Raw genomic sequence first — 18,771 nt, 5'->3', positions numbered from 1 at the left:
CGTCTATTGTACCGCCTGATCAGCGAACCACTGCTTGATCTCGGCTTCATGCTCACTTGCATAGGCGGCATCCGTAAAGTTCAGCTTGGCACCCTTAGCCCGGTCAGCCTTGGGAGTTGCGCCTTCTGCGGAGGGTTCAAAATAACTTTCGTCGCCGCTGTCAATCAGCTCCTGCTGCACCTCAGGTTCAAGCAGGAAACTCACGAACTGCTTGGCCGCATCGGCTTTGTCTGTATTCTTCTGAATGGCTGCAACACGGACAGAGGCTGGTGCGCCTTCCTCCGGCCATACCAGCTCCACCGGTTCTCCGGCACTCAGCATGGAGTAGGCATTGGATTCCTGCAGCGCCGCAATATCAATTTCACCGGAAGTAAGGGCTTGTACCACCTGAGGATTCTTCGGGTAGACACGGAGCCCCTGCTCCATCAGATGGTTGAAATATTCCTTGCCGCCATCCATTCCTTTATCCTCAAAAAAGCTCGCTACAAACGGGTATGCCGGTGCTGCGATTGCAGGATCAGCCATCCCCAGCTTTCCTTTGTAAGCCGCTTTTTTCAGATCTTCCCAGGAAGCCGGGATATCTGCACCTTTAACGGTTGTCTTATTGTAGACGATAATTCCAGAGGCATGGGCTCCGGTAGGATAGTAGGAGCCGTCTTCCGGGATCAGCGATTCATAATTGTCCTTCAGTCCGGCCACATTCTCCGGTGTCCAGCCGGTCATAAGCTGGTCCTTGGCATCCAGTCCGTAGATGGATGGCATCGCATCGATCCATACGACATCCCATTGCGGATTCCCCTTCTCAGCTTCGATCCGGGACATGATTTCCGCGCCGTTCCCGGATACGATATTGAGCTTGATTCCACTTTTCTTCTCGAACATCTCCCCGATTACCGCGTCAAAATCATTCAAATACACCGTTAGGGTCTCACCGCCGGCATTTGTACTTGTGGCTGTATCTGTTGGTACTGCTGTAGATGAGGCTGTTGCTGTCGCTTCGGCACCCTGGTTGTTTCCGTTTGCGGCAGCACCCGCTGCGTTCTGATTCTGTCCCCCGCAGGCCGTCACGGCCAATAATGATAACAACCCTGCTGCAACACCCGCTGTCTTCCGCCACTCTCTTTTCACTTGAAGAATCCCCCTTGAGAATCGTTTTTCGCCTTCGCGTTACTTCAAACTTTAACAAGATAGTGTAAGAGCAGCGTTAAGCCCGGTAGGTAGTTTTATTAAATATATCTATGTGTATTGAATGTTTGATAGATAAACTCTATATTCAAAAAAGAGGGGAGCGAAATGCTATGAATGTGCAGCAGTTAAAGGTGTTTGTCGAGGTCATGCGCAGGGGGACTCTGCAGGAAGCAGCTGATCAGCTCGGGCTGACGCAGCCTACCGTCAGTTTTCATCTGCGGAAGCTTGAGGAGAGTCTCGGAACACAGTTGTTCCGGAAGCAGTCCCGCAAGCTGATCCGTACCGAAGCGGCAGACGAGCTGCTGCCTTATGCACGCCGTGTAGTTTCACTGATGGAAGAGGCCGCTGACCGGATGCAGGCAAGGGCAGCGCAGGGTCACAACAAATTGAAGCTGGGCGCCAGCTATACCCCGGCCACTTATTTCATGCCCCCGTTCCTCGCGGAGTACAAGCAGGCGCACCCGGAGACTGCATTGCTGCTGACCGTAAAAAAAGCGGAGACCATTCTCTACCTTCTGCGGCAGCATGAAATTGATGCCGCAATCGTCTCCCTGCCGAATGAGCCGGAAAAGGGACTGCAGATCGTGCCGCTCATCGAAGACGAGCTGCAGCTTGTCCTGAATCCGGGGCATCCTCTGGCATCCGCAGAAACGCTCAGCGTGGATCAGCTTGAGCATGAAATTTTCCTGCTGCATGAACAAGGCTCTACCTCGCGGCAGCTCGCTGAGGAATGGGCAGCCTACATCGGACTGCAGTTCCATTCCGTGATGGAGCTTGGAGCCATTGAGACGATTAAGGAGACGCTGAAATTCAATTCGGGCATCGGTGTACTCCCGCTGCGCAGTGTGCTCAAAGAGACCGCTGCCGGGGAGTTAATCCGGCGCCCTCTGCCCGGAGCAGGCTATACCAACCGGAGGCATATCTGCCTGGCTTACCGGGATGAGCCAATCTATGCCGCACACATCCGCAGCTTCGTGGACTTCATCCGTACCACTGGCGGGAGGGGCGATTAGGGGATGGGAATGGGGATGGGGGATTAGTTGGAAAGTGGGGATAGATTGGATTGGTTTGGATTGGGGGCAGGGATAGTTCAGCGATGCTATGATAGGTTGGAGGGGTGGCTACTCTACTCTTTTATTCAAATATTTTTGCCTACCACCTACTTCAGGCCGATTCTGGGGGGTTTATACCTCTCATACCTGCCTACCGCCCACTTCTGGCTGATTCCTGAGGGATTTACACCTCTCATTCCTGCCTACCGTCCGCTTCTGGCGGATTCAAATGGATTTATACCTCTCATTCCCGCCTACCGCCCACTTCTGGCTGATTCTGAGGGATTTATACCTCTCATTCCCGCCTACTGCCAACTTCTGGCGGATTCAAAGGGATTTATACCTCCGACTCCCTCCGACTACCACTCACGGGAGGGAGGCATCCGGCATATTAAGGTGCACTACTGCTCTTCATTTACTCACTTAGCCCGTGTCCGCTGAATTCAGGTGCACTAGTGCTCTTCATTTGCTCATTTAGCCCGTGTCCGCTGAATTCAGGTGTACTAGTGCTCTTCATTTGCTCATTTAGCCTGTGTCCGCTGAATTCAGGTGCACTACTACTCTTCATTTACTCACTTAGCCCGTGGCTGCTAAATTGAGGTGCACTATTGCTCCTCATTGGCTCATTTAGCCTGTGTCCGCTGAATTCAGGTGCACTACTACTCCTCATTTACTCACTTAGCCCGTGGCCGCTGAATTCAGGTGCACTACTGCTCTTCATTTCCTCATTTCCCCAGCGTCCAGTCAATTCAGGTGCACTACTGCTCCTTATTCGCTCATTTCCGCGCGTCCAGTGAATTCAGGCGCACTAACTAGTTAGATTCAGAGATATTATCACTACTCACAACAAAAAAACCACACCCGCCAGCTCCGCTGAAGGATGCAGTCTCATATCTTACGCCCGCATTGTCTCTTTCTTATGCCCGCTATCTCTCTTATCATCTGCCCGCTTATGGCCCGCTAAAGAGCCGTTAATTGCATTCTAGTTAGCCGCTTCTCCTTACACGCTGATCTTCTCTGCCTCCTCAAGCTGCTGCAGCAGCCCGATCTGATGCAGATGATTCAGCAGCTGCTGGTAATGGTCGGCTTTCTTTTGGACGGTGAGGACCAGCAGGCGGAACTGGTCGGTATCCTGGCCCGACTTCTCCAGAATCCGCAGCAGATCGCCGTTGATCTGCTCGACATCCTCCATGCTGCTCTCCTGGGACTCCTGGATTTTCTCCAGATGCTCGAATACCTGCTCTTCAGCGACAACAATCTCATTCATATAGACCGTGGACTCGCCGATCTTGGCAGTGGTCTCATTCATGGCGAGCATCCCGTCCCCGGACTTGTTGTGCAGCTGCTCCATCACGCTGGTCATTCCAGAGAGCGAGCCCATGATCTCCTTCACATGGCTGCGGGTGCTGTCCGCCAGCTTGCGGATTTCAGTGGAGACGACGGCGAAGCCGCGTCCATGCTCTCCGGCCCGCGCCGCCTCAATCGCTGCGTTCAGCGATAACAGATTCGTCTGCTCAGCGATATCCGTGATGATCTTCGCCAGCTGTTCAATGCTATGGAAATGCTGCCGCAGATCCTCATTCAAGGCTACGAATTCAGTGAAGACCGCCGAAGCCTTCTGCATTTCCGCAGAGATCTGAATATTGGCTTCCTTGGCAAATTCGATTTTGTTGGAGGAATAGGACAGGCTGCCGTACATTTCATTAATCAGATTCTCGGTCTGTCCGCTGTTGTCCTTCAAATGCTCCAGCAGCTTCTGGGTCCCGCCAATTTGACCGATCAGCTCGCCGCCGCCTGCCCGCAACGCTTCGAACTCCTCAACCATCCGGGCTTCTTCTTTCAGGATTTCTCCGGTTTCATGGCGGAGCTGCTCTGCCAAGGCATAGGCATGTTCCCCGTAGGACACAGCGCCGGAAGCAGATGCAGGCGACCTGCTGCCATCCATGCCAGCTTGAGGGACAGATGCGTAAGCGCCTGCTCCTCCTGCTGTGATCTTTCCATTTGCCATAACCGTCCCCGTAGCTGCAGCCATATCCTTAGCCGCGATCTCGCGCTCTGCCATGCCCCTCTCTCTTGACCCGCTTTCATTGCTCTGACCGTTACTGTAACTATGAATATCTCCGGCAGAGGTGTTTTTCCCCCAAGAAGTGCGCAATTTACTTATCCACTGCATCATATGTAAGCTCTCCCTTATTCAACCAGCAGCAGAATCATCGTCTGATTGGCATGTCTGTTATAATATTGTTCTCCGTAGCTGATGAAGCCTGTAGTATTGCCGCAGAATTCGAGCATCGCCATGTCAAAAGCCCCCCAAAGACCATCCCGTGTAAACAGCTGATCCCGCAGCGTACAGTTAATGTTAAGCACAAAGGAAGGCTTATACGGACTGCCGCCAAGCGTCTCCTCCAGCACGGCAAGCGGGTCGGCTGAACTCAGCACCTCCACATAAGTACTAGACATAACCTGGCTGTAAAAGGTGACCGCACCGTCCGGACGGACCGCCATCGGAGAGGCTATGATCAGATCATCTTCATATCTTTTGCCCAGGGGGTTACTCAGAAAATGTTCTGCCAGCTCCTCCTCCGGCACGCCCAGCACACGCGCATATTCCCCGGCGGCAGGCCGGCCGTTGAAGGAATATACCGTTCTGCCGAAGACATCGGCTTCCGTCACCAGCAGTGTCTTCCCGGTCCGGACATAAATATTCTCTTTGACCAGGGCTGTACGGGCAGACATATTGAAATAAATCCCCAGATTCCTCACCCGGCGGGTGCCCATATACAGATAAGTCTCGCCGCCCTCATCATCCGCCGCACTGCCGCCGATCACCTTGAACTGCGGGTCCATAAAATACAGCGAGGAGAGGATCATCTCCTCCATCCCACCCTTACCGTCACACAGGAGCAGCAGAAAAGCGTTCGCATTGCCCTCGACTTTGCGGTAAGCCGCATCCAGTGCACTTGCGCTAAGCACAGGCGGATGCAGAATCTCTACGATATCTGCCAGATCCGCTTCGTATTCGAACCCTGTAATTACGCCGCTGCGGTAGCCCTGCGGAGTGTATTCCCCTTTGGTTGAGCACAATACCGCCCGGGAGGGGGCATGGAGGGACAATTCCCGGACGGCCGCAGCCGAAGCGAACAGCACCAGTCCCCGGTTCCCGTCCAGTTCCTCCAGATGGCGTCTGGCTTCATTCATTGTGTTAAAAGATACAGCTATCATTATGTATATCAACCTTCCTTTGCGGATTGCGCCTCCGCACACTGTTACTGAAAAATTAAGCTTTAATTTTCAATACCTTCTTATGGTAAAACCAGAACAGGGTTCATTGTCTGTGAAAAATGTCGCAATAACGTCCGCGGCTTGTCCCACGGCACGAGGTTGAGCCCTTCCGGTAAAGATTGTATCATGAACATATCATTGCAATGTTAACGAGGCCGTAACCATCACGTGATTGTATAGAAAGGAGGACTCGGTACATGACCTATTCACAACGTTCCACCCACCCTGCCGCTGCATCGGATTACACTTATCTCGAATATCAGATCGGTGTTGCACAGGATGAGTTGTCAGCGGCTGTACAGGCACAAGACAAACCACGCGTGGAAGCCATCCGGGCGAAGCTGGCTGAACTCGAAGACAAGCTTGCGCTGCTTGAGGATTAAGCTTCATGTGATCAAGATCATCAACAATGGGAGGATGGCTGTCAATGGCGATGCGCGGATATTACTTTGCGATGGAGGACACCCTGGTGGAGCAAGTTGCAGCAGGCAATACCTCACTTACAAGTTTGAACATAGACGATTATCCCGGACTGGATATTGATAGAACCTGGGAGGCGATTCATTACCTGCTCTGCGGAGATATTTCAGATGGAGCGGCCCCGTTAGGCTACGTGGTTCCGCTAACATCAGACAATGGCCTTGAATTCGGCTCATTCGGGGCCTTTTATCTGCGGGCCGGGCAAGTGGCCGAAGCGCTCCAGGCTATATCCGGGCTGGATGAAGCGCAGCTCCGCCAGCGGTATGATTTCCCGGCCATGGTCAAGGACGAGGTGTATCCTCTTGAGCCTGGCTCGGTTACAGATGAGGATGGGCCTGCCTTTTTCGCCTACCTGCTTCAGTTTTTCAACGAAATCAAGCGTTTCTACAGCCGGACTGCAGCCGCCGGTAAAGGTCTGATCTTCTATATTTTCTGAGATAAGTTTCTGTTAGGCTATATTTCATGCAACAAAAGAAGCTATCCCTGTCATTCCTGACAGCGGGATAGCTTCTTTTTGCAACCTGCTTCTTTAGAAACTTATCTCCTTCAACACTCTACACCCGCAGCTTCGGTTAACCCAGCTTCACCAGGCTGTAGTTCTTTTTGCCTTTGCGGACGATGATGAATTTGCCGCCGATGGCCTGCTCAGCGGTAATCTCCGTCTCCAGCTCGTTCACACGCTCCCCGTTGATGGAAATAGCGCCTTTGGTGATGTCCTCACGCGCCTGGCGTTTGGACGGCTCAATCCCCAGCTCCACCAGCCAGTCCACAATGTTCTTCGATTCCTTGCCGGCTGTGAAGGTCGGCATTTCCTTGAAGCCTTCCTCAATTTCATCGGCGGTCAGCGAGCGGATATCCCCGCTGAACAGCGCGGCGCTAATCCGCTTGGCCTGCTCCAGCAGCTCCTCGCTGTGCACGAAGCGGGTCATCTCTTCGGCCAGGGTTCTCTGGGCCTCGCGTTTATGCGGCTCCGTCGCCACCTTCTCCTCCAGCGCCTCGATTTCCTCTTTGCTCAGGAAGGTGAAGTATTTCAGGTATTTCACTACATCGCGGTCATCGGTGTTCGCCCAGAACTGGTAGAACTCGTAAGGGGTAGTCTGCTTCGGATCAAGCCAGATCGCGCCGCCGGCGGTTTTGCCGAACTTGGTACCGTCTGCCTTAAGCATCAGCGGGATGGTCAGGCCGAAGGCTTTGGCTTCGTTGCCTTCTTTTTTACGGATCAGATCCAGGCCGCTGGTGATATTGCCCCATTGGTCCGAACCGCCGACCTGAAGCTGCACATCCTCATGCTGGTACAGGTGCAGGTAGTCAATCGACTGGAGGATCTGGTAGGAGAACTCGGTGAACGAGATCCCGCTGTCCAGACGGCTTGCGACTACATCCTTGGCGAGCATTGTGTTGATGCTGAAGTTTTTGCCGAAATCACGCAGGAATTCAATGACATTCATATCCTTGGTCCAGTCGTAGTTATTGACCAGCCGGACCTGGTTGTCGTCCCCTGCCTGGAAGAGCTTCTTCATCTGGGCCGTCAGCGCATCCACATTCTCCTGCACCTGCTCCAGCGTCTGCAGGGAGCGTTCGCTCTGGCGTCCGCTCGGATCGCCGATGGTTCCCGTAGCGCCTCCGATCAGAATCACAGGACGGTGACCGGCCAGCTGGAAGCGCCGAAGCACCATGAAGGGAATCAGGTGACCGATATGCATGCTGTTGCCTGTAGGGTCCACGCCGCAATACAGCGAGACTGCCTTACTATCCGTTAATTCACGCAGTCCGTCCGCATCTGTCTGCTGGTTAATGGCGTCGCGCCACAATAGCTCGTCGATAATGTTCAACATGTACAGCCCCTTTTTGGTTTGTTTTTGGATATCCTTTGGTATTCGTTGACTGAGCAGTGAGTATGCCCGTAACAGCCACGGGAGCCGGAAGCAGCACATTCTAGAGTAAAGGGCTGGTACAACCCAGCCCCTCCTCATCAAACCGTACGTGAGGTTTTCCCTCATACGGCTTTCCGATGTTTGTCATTCATGGGCATGCAGATTACAATAGCGTTTTTAGTCCACACTTATTGACCATATACTTGACCTCCGGGAATGAACTCATCCATCTCCTCCGTTGTCTCTTCTTCGCATACCACCGCGTAAATCGCTGCAGGATATACCAATCCAGCTTGGCTAATCTCTTTTGGCTGTAGTTCGTGTAGTAATAATTTCTCCATCCCTGTATCTTTGGATTGAGCCATTCCACGTGTTCCACGAACGATTTCCAGCGCATGCCGGGCGGTGCTAATCGGTCTTTGACCACGCCTCGGATACGTTCCTCTGCCTTCTTCGTTAGCCACTGCTGGGTGGTATAGTACACCTTCCCTTGAGAAGTTTCTGCTTTCGTTTTTCGGTGGTGCATTCCTAAGAAGTCGAAGCCTTCGTCTCCTGTCCACAGACCTACAATGCGGGTTTTGGTCGGATGCAGCGTGAGTTCTAGACGTTCCATAATGGTGCGGATGAGTTCATACGCATGTTCTGCATCCTTTTTGGTTTTACAGACCACGACGAAGTCGTCTGCATACCTCGTCAGTTCTCCCAGTCCACTTCCGTGTTTTTCCCATAACCGGTCAAAGTAGTTCAAATAGATATTCGCCAGCAGTGGCGAGATGACACCACCTTGGGGTGTCCCTAGATCGGAGCGCCGTACCTTTCCTTCTTCCATTATTCCCGCATGAAGCCACTTCCGTATGAGCTTCAGAATCCGTCTGTCATTGATACGCATCTGTACCAATTTCATGAGTTTCTCTTGATTGATATGGTCGAAGTAACCTTGGATATCGACGTCGACTACCCAATTTCCTTTGCGGTTGCAGGCTTTCCGGATTCGCTCCAGCGCTCCTTTGGCACTTCGTTTTGGACGAAATCCGAAGGAGACTTCTTTAAAATCGGCTTCAAAGATGGGTTCAATCACCAGTTTGGTTGCCATTTGTAAGACACGGTCCCGTACGGTAGGGATGCCTAGCGGTCTTGGCTTCCCATCTTTCTTCGGGATATAGTGCCGCCGAACCGGCTGCGGATGGTAGCTGCCTTCTTTCAATTCTTGCTCACAGCTTTTGAGAAATCTCGTCACTCCTTGTTTCTCGATTTCAGCGAGCGTTACGGCATCCACTCCCGCAGCTCCCTTATTCGCTTTCACCCGTTTCCAGGCTTCGCATAGCACATCCCACCGGTAGACTTTGTCGTACAAGGCGTGGAATTTACGCTTGTTGTTCTCCTTGGCCGCATGACCTAGCTTTTCTTGGAGTTCTTGAACTTTTTCCTTGGGTGTCGTTAGCCGTTTGGCATTCACTCACTCGTACCTCCTCCAAAAGCGTAAACAAAGCAGGGCTCCTTCCCTCCCTAAGGTTATGTTGTCCTTAGGTTCTTCGGTACTACGAGCCCCTCGGACTCCCTTCCCACAGACGGTTCACTTCGTCTTCTGGACTTATAGAGCGCCTCTTTACGGGTTCCTAAAAAAAAAATTCCGTGTGGGGGAGGGTCTCCCCAGTTCACTGCATTATCTTTCAATCCATGCCGTTCCCTATACGCCGGAGGGTTCTTCACTGTTGTTCCAAGTTCTGCACAGCTTCCTTGGCCTTCGTCCATAATAGCGGGACTCGGCTCCCTCTGTTCCCCTTTGCAGGGCCTTTTTGACGACGCGGCAGGATTCACTTGATGTTGCGGCCTGAATTGTTGCTCGCCCGGTCTCTGACCAGTACTTTTGTCGATGCGCTTTTACACACAGATTTCGCCATGTGCAAGCATCCTAGCTACAAAGGTAGCTTGGTCCCTCCTTTGGTTGGACTTTCACCAACTAGATAATGCGTGCCTCTGGGCACGCCCAACAAAAAAAATCGCCCCTTGTCTATTCAGACACAGGGACGATTAGAATTAACCGTGTTACCACCCAAATTGCACAGACCTCATACTGTATCAGGCCCGTACCACTCTTAGGCGAGTTATCGTTCGCTTAGCTCCGCTTGGCATTACCCAAGATACTCCCGAGGCGTAATTCGCAGTCCGCTTGTGTGTACCGGGTTCCATCAACCCCCGGCTCTCTGGGAACAGGGACAAGTCTGCTACTGGCTCGTTCAACGTATACCAACTATAAGATTACAGAAAGTATAGCCGCTTCATAAAATGTTGTCAATGCAGAGGCCGCACCCTGGATCACCGGCCTGCTCCAAGCGGAGAAAAATTTGCACAGCCGGAAATCCGTGATACATTATTAGGGAAAAACAATTGTTCCCATGATCACATTACCATAGGTAAAGGAGTGTCAGACTCATATGAAAAGTATCGCTGTCTTCTGCGGTTCGAGTGACGGAGCCTTACCCGTATATAAAGAATATGCGGTTCAACTGGGCAAGGAGCTTGCCGCCCGCAACCTCACACTGATCTACGGCGGAGCCACCGTCGGCCTGATGGGGGCCATTGCAGATAGCGTCATGCAGGCGGGGGGACGCGTGATCGGGGTGCTGCCGCATTTTCTCAAGCAACGGGAAATTGAGCATAAGCAGCTCACGGAACTGATCATGGTCGACTCTATGCACGAGCGGAAACTCAAGATGTCTGAGCTTGCCGACGGATTCATTGCCATGCCGGGCGGACCGGGCACCATGGAGGAGTATTTCGAGATCTTCACCTGGGCGCAGCTCGGCCTGCATCAGAAGCCTTGCGGACTGCTCAATGTGAATCATTATTATGATCCGCTGATTGCCCTGTTCGGCAACATGGCCAAGGACAAGTTCATGCAGGAGAAACATCATTCCATCATGCTGAACGATACGACTCCCGAGGGAATCCTGCGGCAGTTCGCAGACTACACCCCTCCTCCGGTGAAGCAATATCTGACTGAAGATCGTACCTGATCAGCCGCCGCCATAATCCCGTTATCACTACCTGCAGACCGCAGCTATCGTTCCGTAGACTGCCCGCCCCTGCCAGAAAGAGGTCATTCATATGTCGTTGTCTGCTTATTCCGGTTACGATGCTCTGGGGCTTGCCGCCCTTGTCAAAGCACGTGAAGTCTCCCCCCGTGAGCTTGTAGAGTCAGCCTTCACCCGGATGGATGAAATCAACCCGCTGCTGAATGCGGTGGTGCGCACCCGCCGGGAGGCCGCGCTGAGGGAAGCCGATGAGATGCCTGCCGATCCCGCAGACCGCTCCCGTCCGTTCGCCGGTGTCCCCTTCCTGCTGAAGGATATCTCCCAGGCGATCGGCGGAGAACCGCTGACTTCGGGCGCCCTGCTGATGAAGGACCATATTGCGAAGCGTGACTCCAACTATGTAGCCCGTATCCGGCGGGGCGGCTTCATTCCGCTGGGACATACGAACACTCCTGAATTCGGCCTCAAAAACATCACCGAGCCCCTGCTCCACGGCCCGGCGCGCAACCCCTGGAATCCCGCCTGTTCGCCCGGCGGCTCCAGCGGCGGAGCGGCGGCGGCGGTTGCCGCAGGGATCGTTCCGGCCGCCGGAGCCAGTGACGGAGGCGGCTCGATCCGCATTCCGGCCTCCTTCACCGGCCTGTTCGGGCTGAAGCCGACGCGCGGGCGCACGCCGGTAGGGCCGGGAATCGGCCGCCAGTGGCAAGGCGCGTCGATTGATTTCGCCCTGACACGGTCTGTGCGTGACAGTGCCGCGATGCTTGATCTGCTGCAGGTGGTGCAGCCGGAAGCTGCTTTTCAGACCCCGCTGTATCCGGGCGTCTATCTGGAGGATATGCTGAAGCCTGCACAGCGCAAGCTGCGGATCGCATTCACCACGGCGTCGCCGGTGGGAACACCGGTATCTGCCGAGGCGGTACAAGCGGTGCTGAAGACCGTGCAATGGCTGGAGTCCGAGGGCTATGAGGTCGAAGAGAAGCTGAGTCCGGTCAACGGAGTCCGGCTGATGGATAACTACTACACGATGAACGCCGGAGAAGTCTCCGCGATGTTCCTGTCGCTGGAGAGCGGCATGGGCCGTCCGATTGCGGCGGATGAAGTGGATATTGTCACCTGGGTGCTGGCCGAAGCCGGCAAGCAGGTCTCGGCGGCAGAATTCGTGCATAGTCTGCACGAATGGGATGTGGCTGCTGCGCAGATGGCAGCGCTGATGGACCGCTTCGATCTGTACATCACACCAGCCAATGCGGATTCCGCACCAAGGATCGGGGAGCTGACGCAGAACGCGTCGCAGACAGAGGAGCTGCTGCAAGTCAGCGGACTGCCCAAGGACGCGCAGCGGCGGATGATCTACGAGATGTTCGAGCCCAGCCTGACCTACACCCCGTTCACTCAGCTTGCCAATCTGACCGGCCAGCCGGCCATGAGCGTGCCGTTACATCTTACGGCAGAGGGGATGCCGATCGGCGTTCAGGTCATGGCCTCCAAGGGACGCGAGGACCTGCTGCTCCAGCTGGCCGCCTGCCTGGAACAATCCGGGCTGTGGGTGGGGATGAAGGGGAATCCGGGCTTTGCCTGATCTGTTCTGCTTCTGGATGTGTTCAATAAGGGCCGCCTGTGCAGCGTGAAATATAGCTGCCGGCGGCCCTTTTGCTCTATCCTGCCCGGCCGGACCGCTGTTCACCGGCGGAGCTGCCGGAATTCCCGCGGAGTCTGGCCCGTCTGCCGGTGGAAGAGCCGCGAGAAATAATGCAGCGAGCTGAAATGGTATTTCGCGGCAATAGCGGTGATGCTCAGCGGACTGTGCAGCAGATCTTCTCTGGCCCGGTTAATCCGGAAGCGGTTCATGTATTCTACCGGCGAGACCCCGGTAGATCTGCGGAACAGCTCGAAGAAATGCCCTCTGCTCAGTTGAAGCCTGCTGTAATACGTCTCCAGCGGCTTCGGCACATCATGCAGCAGATCCTGCTCCAGCTGCTCCAGCAGCCCGCTGATCCGCCGGTCCGGAATCCGCTGGTCCTTCAGCAGCAGATGCAGCAGATCCTCTATGAATTCCTGGAAATTACGCTGGATGGTCAGATTGCGGAAGAAGGTCTGCGCATGGTCGAACTCCCCTGCCTTGTAGAACTTCTGAAACCGCTCCGTCCACCCGCGCAGCAGCCCCGCATCCGTCACCTGCGGAAGCGGATACGGAAACAACGGACCCAGCATCTCCTCCTGCAGTTCCTCCGGCTTATAACAAATCGGGCAGGCCCAGTCGAAGCAGCCTTCCCGGTCCACATGCTGCCAGTCGAAATAGCAGCACAGATGAACCATCGGGTGCTCATCGTCGGCACGCCATTCATGCAGCTGCCCGGGCGGAAGGTGAATCAGCATTCCCGGACCGACCCGCAGGGTCTGTCCGCCGGTAAGCAGCGTCCCGTAGCCTCCGCCGATCAGGTAGACTGAACTCATATAGCAGATCCGCGGGGAACTGGATTGCCCGCTTGCAAAGGGGTACCGTGTAGCCAGATAGACGTATGGGTGTATGGCTGAAAAGTTCAACAGGGTTCCCCCTCCACATGGATATCACTCTTACTATGATTTGATAGCGCTTTCTGACCTGACTATAAGCCGCTGACTGCTCAGCGTAAAGGTACAGTTGCAAGGGCAGCGTACCTTTTCCCCGTTCGGGCCGGGCTATAGAGGCTCCGGTTCATTTTACCTGCCGATTGTGCAACAACCGGACGCTCCGCTAAATACATTCGGGCAGGAGTCGCCTACGATTCATACAGGTAAACCATAACGAAGGTTTGGCGCACCTGAGTAATAGGTGAACACAGCTTGGAGGAGGCATAACGATCATGACAACAAACAGTGTACCCTCGGCGGCGGCCACGGAGACAACAGTGACGGAGGCGACGGTGACGGTGACGACAGTGACGGAGGTAAAGGCTAAGGCAGCGCCGCTGGAGGCAGCAGATAAGGGATCAGCAGCGGCATCTAATCATACGGCAAGCGGTCAGGTTCATACCCGGGAGCAGGCCCGGCGGCATAACATCACCTTCGCAGGCCCGGCGGCGGACTTCTTCGAGGGGGCGCTGCTGGGCAACGGCGGGCTGGGCGTGGTGGTGACCACCCGGCCGGATGCGCTCATGCTGCACTTCGGACACAACAATGTCTGGGATATCCGGATTGCCGAGCATCACGCGGAGGAGATCATGACGTTCCAGGAGGTGTACGGCCGCATCGCCGTCCTTCCGGCCGATCTTCCGCACCTCACAGACAACCCCTGGTACCGGGAATACTGCGAAATGGCCGGAGACAATTACAGCCAGCCCTATCCGCGCCCGATGCCCTGCGGCTCGCTCCTGCTCCGGTTCGACCGGCGCAAGGCTGAGGTACTGGGCCATACCGTCCACATTGGCGAGGGGCGCTGCACGATTGACTTCCTGATCGGCGGTAACCCGGCGGTGTTCGAGCTGTTTGTGGAAGCAGACCAGGACCGGGTATGGATGTCGGTCACAGATTCAGCAACCGGTAACCAGGTGCCGTTATTCCATGAGGCAAGGCTGATCCCCGATCCCAAGACGCCGCTGGAATTCCCTCCGGCGCATTGGGAGAATGAGGCTGCTGCGGGCCTGCTGGCTTTTACACAGATTCTGCCGTACCTGGAGTTTCCCGCTTCGCCATACATCCCGCACGAGCGGGATAAGGCCTTCCGGCTGGCACTCCGGCTGCCGGGGGCAGACGGCAACTCTGGCAGCGATGGCGTACGTCTGGACACCTCCGGGGAATCCGGCGGCTTCCTGGCCTGCGCCGAATTGCGGGAGGGACTCGCAACGGAGATACCCATTGGCAGAACCGGACCCGGACCCGGCGTTTCAGCTAAGGTGAACACGCCGACACGTGCCGGTTACGGCCATGCCCTGGCGCAGACCCGTGAAGCCTGGAGGGAATACTGGGAGCATTCCTTCGTGGCCCTGGAGGATGAATTCCTGGAGCAGATCTGGTACCGCAATCTCTACTTCCTGAACTGCTCGGTCAAGGCGGGGGTCACCTGCCCCGGTCTGTTCGCCAACTGGAGCTACGGCGCAATCGGAGCGGAATGGCACGGAGACTATCATATGAACTACAACACGCAGCAGCCCTTCTGGGTGACGTTCTCCAGCAACCATCTGGAGAAGCATCTGCCCTATGCAGATCTCGTGGATCATGTCCTGCCAGTCAGCCGCAAGTGGGCGAGTGACTATTACGGCCTGCCCGGTGCCTATTTCCCGCATTCAGCTTATCCGGTAGAGATGGGCATGATGCCTTACCCTGTCCCGCACTGGGGCTGGGAGATCTGTGAGACTCCCTGGACTGTACAGAGTCTATGGTGGCATTATCTGTATTCGATGGATAAGGAATTCCTGCGCAGCCGCGCCTTCACCCCCATGAAGGAAGCTGTCCTGTTCATGACGGCTTACATGCAGCGCACTGAGGTAAACAGGCAGCTCCGGGAAGACGGCTGTTATCATATTTTCCCCACCGTTGTCCCTGAGCTGTATGAGATCACCCCCGGATTCGCCCGCAACAGTGATTGCCTGATTGATCTGACACTAACCCGGTTTATCTTCCGGGCATTCATCGAGGCTTGCGCCGTGCTGGAACGGGAAGAAGCGGAAGCCATGCTGCTTACACAAGTACAGGATATCCTGAACCACTTCCCGGAATATCCGACAGCCGACTCTACATCCGGCCGTGTATTTGTCTCAGTGGCAGGTGAAGACCCGGAGGTTGTATACAACGTTCCGGTACCGCTGTCCACGGTCTTTCCCGGCGAAGAACACGGCCTGCATTCCCCTCCTGCGGAGTATCAGATGGCGGTGAATACTTACCGCAATCATCTCAATGAAGGCGGCAATGAGCTGGTATTCCAGCCCCTGGCCGGAGCACGGCTCGGCATTCTGGATCTGGAGCGGTTCAAGCGGCAAGTAGCCTATTGCCTGCTTCCTAACGGCACCTGCACAGATAAAGTGCTGATGAGCGGCGGGCGCTACTCCGATACGGACGACTTCAATTACATGTCACGCATGGGCATCTGGTTCGAGAATTTCGCACTGCCCGCCGTCATCAATGAATGCCTGCTCCAGAGCTACAATGGTGTGCTCCGCTTCTTCCCCAATTGGCCGGAGCAACAGAGCGCGGAATTCCAGCGACTGCGCGCAGTCGGCGGCTTCCTGGTCAGCGCAGCCTTCCAGGCAGGTGAGGTGCAGTGGATGGAAGTATTCAGTGAAGCAGGCGCACCGCTATCCTTCTATATCCCCTGGGAGCAGGGGGCCGAATGTACCGGTTCCTCCGGGGAGGTACAGGTCCATACCGGACCACAAGGTAAGATGCAGACAGCTTCCGGGGAGACCATCCGCATCCTTAAGCGGAATCAGAGGTGAGATACGTGGGGGAGATCCCCAAAGCACACAAGCAGCGCCCTTCCAGAATAGGAGGAGCGCTGCTTCTATGGCTCTTAAGCTTGTGAAATGAGGGGACTCTGCCCCCGAATTATGGCAACAGCTCTAGCCGGCCGTTGAATAGATAACCTCCTCCTGCTTCTGCCAGGAACGAAATTTCCGCATCACCCGAGCGCACCGTCACCTTGCCCGGAGATGAAGTGCGGACCGCTGCTGCCGTCAGCCGGCCGTTATTCCAGACGATATCCACCTCAGCATTGCCCTTGGCCCGCAGTCCGGTTACCGTTCCATTGCTCCATGCCGCAGGAAGGGCTGGCAGCAGATGAATCTCATCTGCACGGCTCTGCAGCAGCATCTCGGCAATTACAGCCGTACCGCCGAGATTGCCGTCGATCACGAAGATATTGCTCTCCGCTCCCGCTATGCCCGATTTGGAATAGGTGAACAGATTCTCGAAGCACAGGCCGCCGATCAGGTGCGAGATATGCCTGTAGGCATTCTCCCCGTCGTGCAGTCTGGCAAAACCAAGGCCGAACAAGGCCGCCGTGAATTCCACATCCTCCAGCTCATTCTGAAGCATCCGGTTCTCAAGCGTCACTCTGGCTGCTCTGGCAAGCTCCGGTGTCCCGCCGGGAGTGATCTGGTGACCGGGATACAGGGCGAACAGATGGGACAGGTGCCGGTGCTGCGGCTGGGCTTCCTCATAATCCTCCAGCCATTCCTGCAGTTGTCCTCGCCTGCCGATCTGAAGCGGCGGCAGCTTGGCAATCGCCTCCCGCAGCATCCGCTGGAAGTCATCGTCCCTGCCCAGCAGCTCCGCCGACTTCAGACAGAATTCAAACAGCTCCCGCACCAGCATCTGATCCATAGCCGGTCCCATGGACAGCTGCTGTGCTCCCTCGCCTGGGAGCCCCCGGATAGAAGCTGTTCTCCGGTGAATTCGCCGGGCCGGTCACCAGCCAGCCGTACCGGGGATGGACACACATGTAATCCAGGAAGAAGACCGCAGCTTCTTTAAGCACAGGGTACGCCTGACGCTCCAGAAATCCATGGTCCCTGCTGTACTCATAATGCTCGATCAGATGGGTGGCGAGCCATAGTCCGCCTGTAACATTCAGCCCCCATGAAGTCTCCCAGCCCGGGAGCGTGAAGCCCCAGACATTGGAGACGACATGAGCGACCCAGCCCGGGCTTCCATACAGATTACGGGCGGTAGTTCTTCCTGCCTGTGCCAGTTCTTCAATGTAACGCATCAGCGGGAGATGGCTCTCCCCGAGATTCGTGATCTCCGCAGGATAGTAATTCATCTGAGTATTGATGTCCAGATGATAGTCGCAGCTCCAGCCCATCCGGCAGGCTTCGCCGTCGTTCCAGATGCCCTGCAAATGCAGCGGCAGCGGCGAATCAGCCCGTGACCCGGCAATCGTCAGATACCGTCCGTACTGGAAGAACAATGCGAACAGCTGAGGGTCATCCTCCCCGCCTCTCGCCAGGGATTGAATCCGCTGGTCCGTAGGGAGATCGGCCATGTATGAACGGCCAAGCTGAATATTCACTTTGTCATACTGCTCCCGGTAATCGGCAATATGCTCTTCCCGCAACCGTCCGTAGCTTTTCCCTGCGGCCTGCTCCAAGGTTCTGCGGCTCTCGGACTCCCAGTCCTTGCCCGAACGGCGGTAACTGGTACTGACAGCGAAATATATCTGCGCCTCATCTGCTCCTTCGATAACCAATTGCCCGTCCCTGCTATGAATCCTGCCGCCGGATATTATCACTTGGACCCGTCCCTTGGCATAGACTCCGCAAGCGCCGTTACTGTGTATCTTCTCTGTCGCCTGACTCTCGAAATCCAGCGTACCGCCATCTGCGGCTGCCACTGTGAACTCCTCTGTTCCCTTCACCAGACTCAGCGTAAAAGACACCGTCCCAGGCTGACTGCTCCAGATTCTGGACGCCACCAGATTGCCGGCATGTGAGGCAAAGACCTCACGATGCAGTGCCCCGCTCCGGCCGTGATACACGGCACCGGCCACCGCAGCAGTCAAATCCAGCTCCCGCCGGAAGTGCCCGGTCTCTCCGGGCTGCTGCCCCTGCTCCACGAATTCGATCACCACCTCGCATAATCTAAGATTCGTGCCGAAATTCTGCTTCCCGGGCTGCAGATGCTGCTTGGCAAGACGGTCGCCTTCCTTATAATCCCCGTTCATGAAATGCCTGCGCATTTCTTCCAGCACAGCTTTGCCCCGTGCGGGAGCAGGCTCCGGGTCAGCCTGCCCTGACCAGTAGGTGAGCTCGGTCATGCTCCATACTTCACGGAGCGGAGCAGCCATCACCACCGCTCCTATTCTTCCGTTGCCCAGCGGCAGTCCCTGAGACCAGCCTGTTGCCGGGGCTGAATACCATAATTTATAATCATTCATCCTGCATTCTC

The 18,771-nt window shown here is 55.4% G+C and carries 14 protein-coding genes; 6 read left to right on the top strand and 8 right to left on the bottom strand.

The window, feature by feature from the left end:
• Positions 1–3 precede the first annotated feature (3 nt).
• On the bottom strand, positions 4–1,128 hold the full coding sequence (locus KDC22_RS08320) for an extracellular solute-binding protein (protein ID WP_246553394.1): 1,125 nt from the start codon (positions 1,126–1,128) through the stop codon (positions 4–6).
• A gap of 170 nt (positions 1,129–1,298) precedes the next feature.
• Here KDC22_RS08320 and KDC22_RS08315 point away from each other — a divergent pair, with 170 nt between their 5' ends.
• Positions 1,299–2,201, top strand: a complete 903-nt coding sequence (locus KDC22_RS08315; RefSeq protein WP_211722697.1) for a LysR family transcriptional regulator — start codon at positions 1,299–1,301, stop codon at positions 2,199–2,201.
• Between the two features lie 1,039 nt (positions 2,202–3,240).
• Here KDC22_RS08315 and KDC22_RS33750 read toward each other — a convergent pair.
• Complete coding sequence (locus KDC22_RS33750; RefSeq protein WP_211722696.1) at positions 3,241–4,302, bottom strand: methyl-accepting chemotaxis protein; 1,062 nt, start codon at positions 4,300–4,302, stop codon at positions 3,241–3,243.
• A gap of 128 nt (positions 4,303–4,430) precedes the next feature.
• A complete protein-coding gene (locus KDC22_RS08305) occupies positions 4,431–5,438 on the bottom strand; it encodes an FIST signal transduction protein (protein ID WP_211722695.1) in 1,008 nt (335 codons plus the stop codon).
• 281 nt (positions 5,439–5,719) lie between these two features.
• On the opposite strand from KDC22_RS08305, the gene KDC22_RS08300 reads away from it, so the two are divergent.
• On the top strand, positions 5,720–5,905 hold the full coding sequence (locus KDC22_RS08300; RefSeq protein WP_211722694.1) for a hypothetical protein: 186 nt from the start codon (positions 5,720–5,722) through the stop codon (positions 5,903–5,905).
• 44 nt (positions 5,906–5,949) lie between these two features.
• Positions 5,950–6,438 carry a YfbM family protein gene (locus tag KDC22_RS08295; RefSeq protein ID WP_211722693.1) on the top strand — a complete coding sequence of 163 codons (489 nt, stop codon included), beginning with the start codon at positions 5,950–5,952 and terminating at the stop codon, positions 6,436–6,438.
• A gap of 136 nt (positions 6,439–6,574) precedes the next feature.
• Here KDC22_RS08295 and tyrS read toward each other — a convergent pair whose 3' ends face one another.
• Together tyrS and ltrA are read right to left on the bottom strand one after the other, a co-directional pair.
• Positions 6,575–7,834 (bottom strand): tyrosine--tRNA ligase, encoded by a 1,260-nt coding sequence (gene tyrS / locus KDC22_RS08290; protein ID WP_211723947.1) that lies wholly within the window; start codon positions 7,832–7,834, stop codon positions 6,575–6,577.
• Positions 7,835–8,039: 205 nt separating this feature from the next.
• Positions 8,040–9,332, bottom strand: coding sequence for a group II intron reverse transcriptase/maturase (gene ltrA / locus KDC22_RS08285; protein WP_211720874.1), 1,293 nt, complete (start codon positions 9,330–9,332; stop codon positions 8,040–8,042).
• Between the two features lie 979 nt (positions 9,333–10,311).
• On the opposite strand from ltrA, the gene KDC22_RS08280 reads away from it, so the two are divergent.
• Entirely contained in the window at positions 10,312–10,893 is a 582-nt protein-coding gene (locus tag KDC22_RS08280) for an LOG family protein (RefSeq protein WP_211722692.1), read from the top strand.
• 91 nt (positions 10,894–10,984) lie between these two features.
• Positions 10,985–12,490, top strand: coding sequence for an amidase (locus KDC22_RS08275; protein WP_211722691.1), 1,506 nt, complete (start codon positions 10,985–10,987; stop codon positions 12,488–12,490).
• A 101-nt stretch (positions 12,491–12,591) separates the two neighbouring features.
• Here the strand turns inward: KDC22_RS08275 and KDC22_RS08270 are convergent, their stop codons facing one another.
• Positions 12,592–13,455 carry a helix-turn-helix transcriptional regulator gene (locus KDC22_RS08270; RefSeq protein WP_211722690.1) on the bottom strand — a complete coding sequence of 288 codons (864 nt, stop codon included), beginning with the start codon at positions 13,453–13,455 and terminating at the stop codon, positions 12,592–12,594.
• Positions 13,456–13,754: 299 nt separating this feature from the next.
• Between KDC22_RS08270 and KDC22_RS08265 the strand changes: the two genes are divergently transcribed.
• The gene (locus KDC22_RS08265; RefSeq protein WP_211722689.1) at positions 13,755–16,322 is read left to right on the top strand and encodes a glycosyl hydrolase family 95 catalytic domain-containing protein; all 2,568 of its coding nucleotides are present in this window, start codon (positions 13,755–13,757) and stop codon (positions 16,320–16,322) included.
• Between the two features lie 109 nt (positions 16,323–16,431).
• Here KDC22_RS08265 and KDC22_RS33855 read toward each other — a convergent pair whose 3' ends face one another.
• Positions 16,432–17,220, bottom strand: a complete 789-nt coding sequence (locus KDC22_RS33855) for a glycosyl hydrolase family 95 catalytic domain-containing protein (protein ID WP_343221958.1) — start codon at positions 17,218–17,220, stop codon at positions 16,432–16,434.
• The gene (locus KDC22_RS08260; protein ID WP_343221957.1) at positions 17,177–18,760 is read right to left on the bottom strand and encodes a glycoside hydrolase family 95 protein; all 1,584 of its coding nucleotides are present in this window, start codon (positions 18,758–18,760) and stop codon (positions 17,177–17,179) included. The genes KDC22_RS33855 and KDC22_RS08260 overlap by 44 nt, the downstream gene beginning before the upstream one ends.
• Positions 18,761–18,771 lie beyond the last annotated feature (11 nt).

This window comes from Paenibacillus tritici (assembly GCF_018207515.1).
Classification (GTDB): Bacteria; Bacillota; Bacilli; order Paenibacillales; family Paenibacillaceae; genus Paenibacillus_AQ; species Paenibacillus_AQ tritici.
Note: the sequence above shows the minus strand (reverse complement) of the source record. Positions and strands in the feature narration are given on the sequence as shown.

What these genes read in the sequence shown, in the direction of transcription:
- KDC22_RS08280 (WP_211722692.1), top strand. Translation starts at nt 10,312, where the DNA reads ATGAAAAGTATCGCTGTCTTCTGCGGTTCGAGTGACGGAGCCTTACCC.
- KDC22_RS08305 (WP_211722695.1), bottom strand. Translation starts at nt 5,438, where the DNA reads ATGAATGAAGCCAGACGCCATCTGGAGGAACTGGACGGGAACCGGGGA.
- KDC22_RS08295 (WP_211722693.1), top strand. Translation starts at nt 5,950, where the DNA reads ATGGCGATGCGCGGATATTACTTTGCGATGGAGGACACCCTGGTGGAG.
- KDC22_RS08300 (WP_211722694.1), top strand. Translation starts at nt 5,720, where the DNA reads ATGACCTATTCACAACGTTCCACCCACCCTGCCGCTGCATCGGATTAC.
- KDC22_RS08260 (WP_343221957.1), bottom strand. Translation starts at nt 18,760, where the DNA reads ATGAATGATTATAAATTATGGTATTCAGCCCCGGCAACAGGCTGGTCT.
- KDC22_RS08315 (WP_211722697.1), top strand. Translation starts at nt 1,299, where the DNA reads ATGAATGTGCAGCAGTTAAAGGTGTTTGTCGAGGTCATGCGCAGGGGG.
- KDC22_RS08265 (WP_211722689.1), top strand. Translation starts at nt 13,755, where the DNA reads ATGACAACAAACAGTGTACCCTCGGCGGCGGCCACGGAGACAACAGTG.
- KDC22_RS08275 (WP_211722691.1), top strand. Translation starts at nt 10,985, where the DNA reads ATGTCGTTGTCTGCTTATTCCGGTTACGATGCTCTGGGGCTTGCCGCC.
- KDC22_RS33750 (WP_211722696.1), bottom strand. Translation starts at nt 4,302, where the DNA reads ATGGCAGAGCGCGAGATCGCGGCTAAGGATATGGCTGCAGCTACGGGG.
- KDC22_RS33855 (WP_343221958.1), bottom strand. Translation starts at nt 17,220, where the DNA reads ATGGGACCGGCTATGGATCAGATGCTGGTGCGGGAGCTGTTTGAATTC.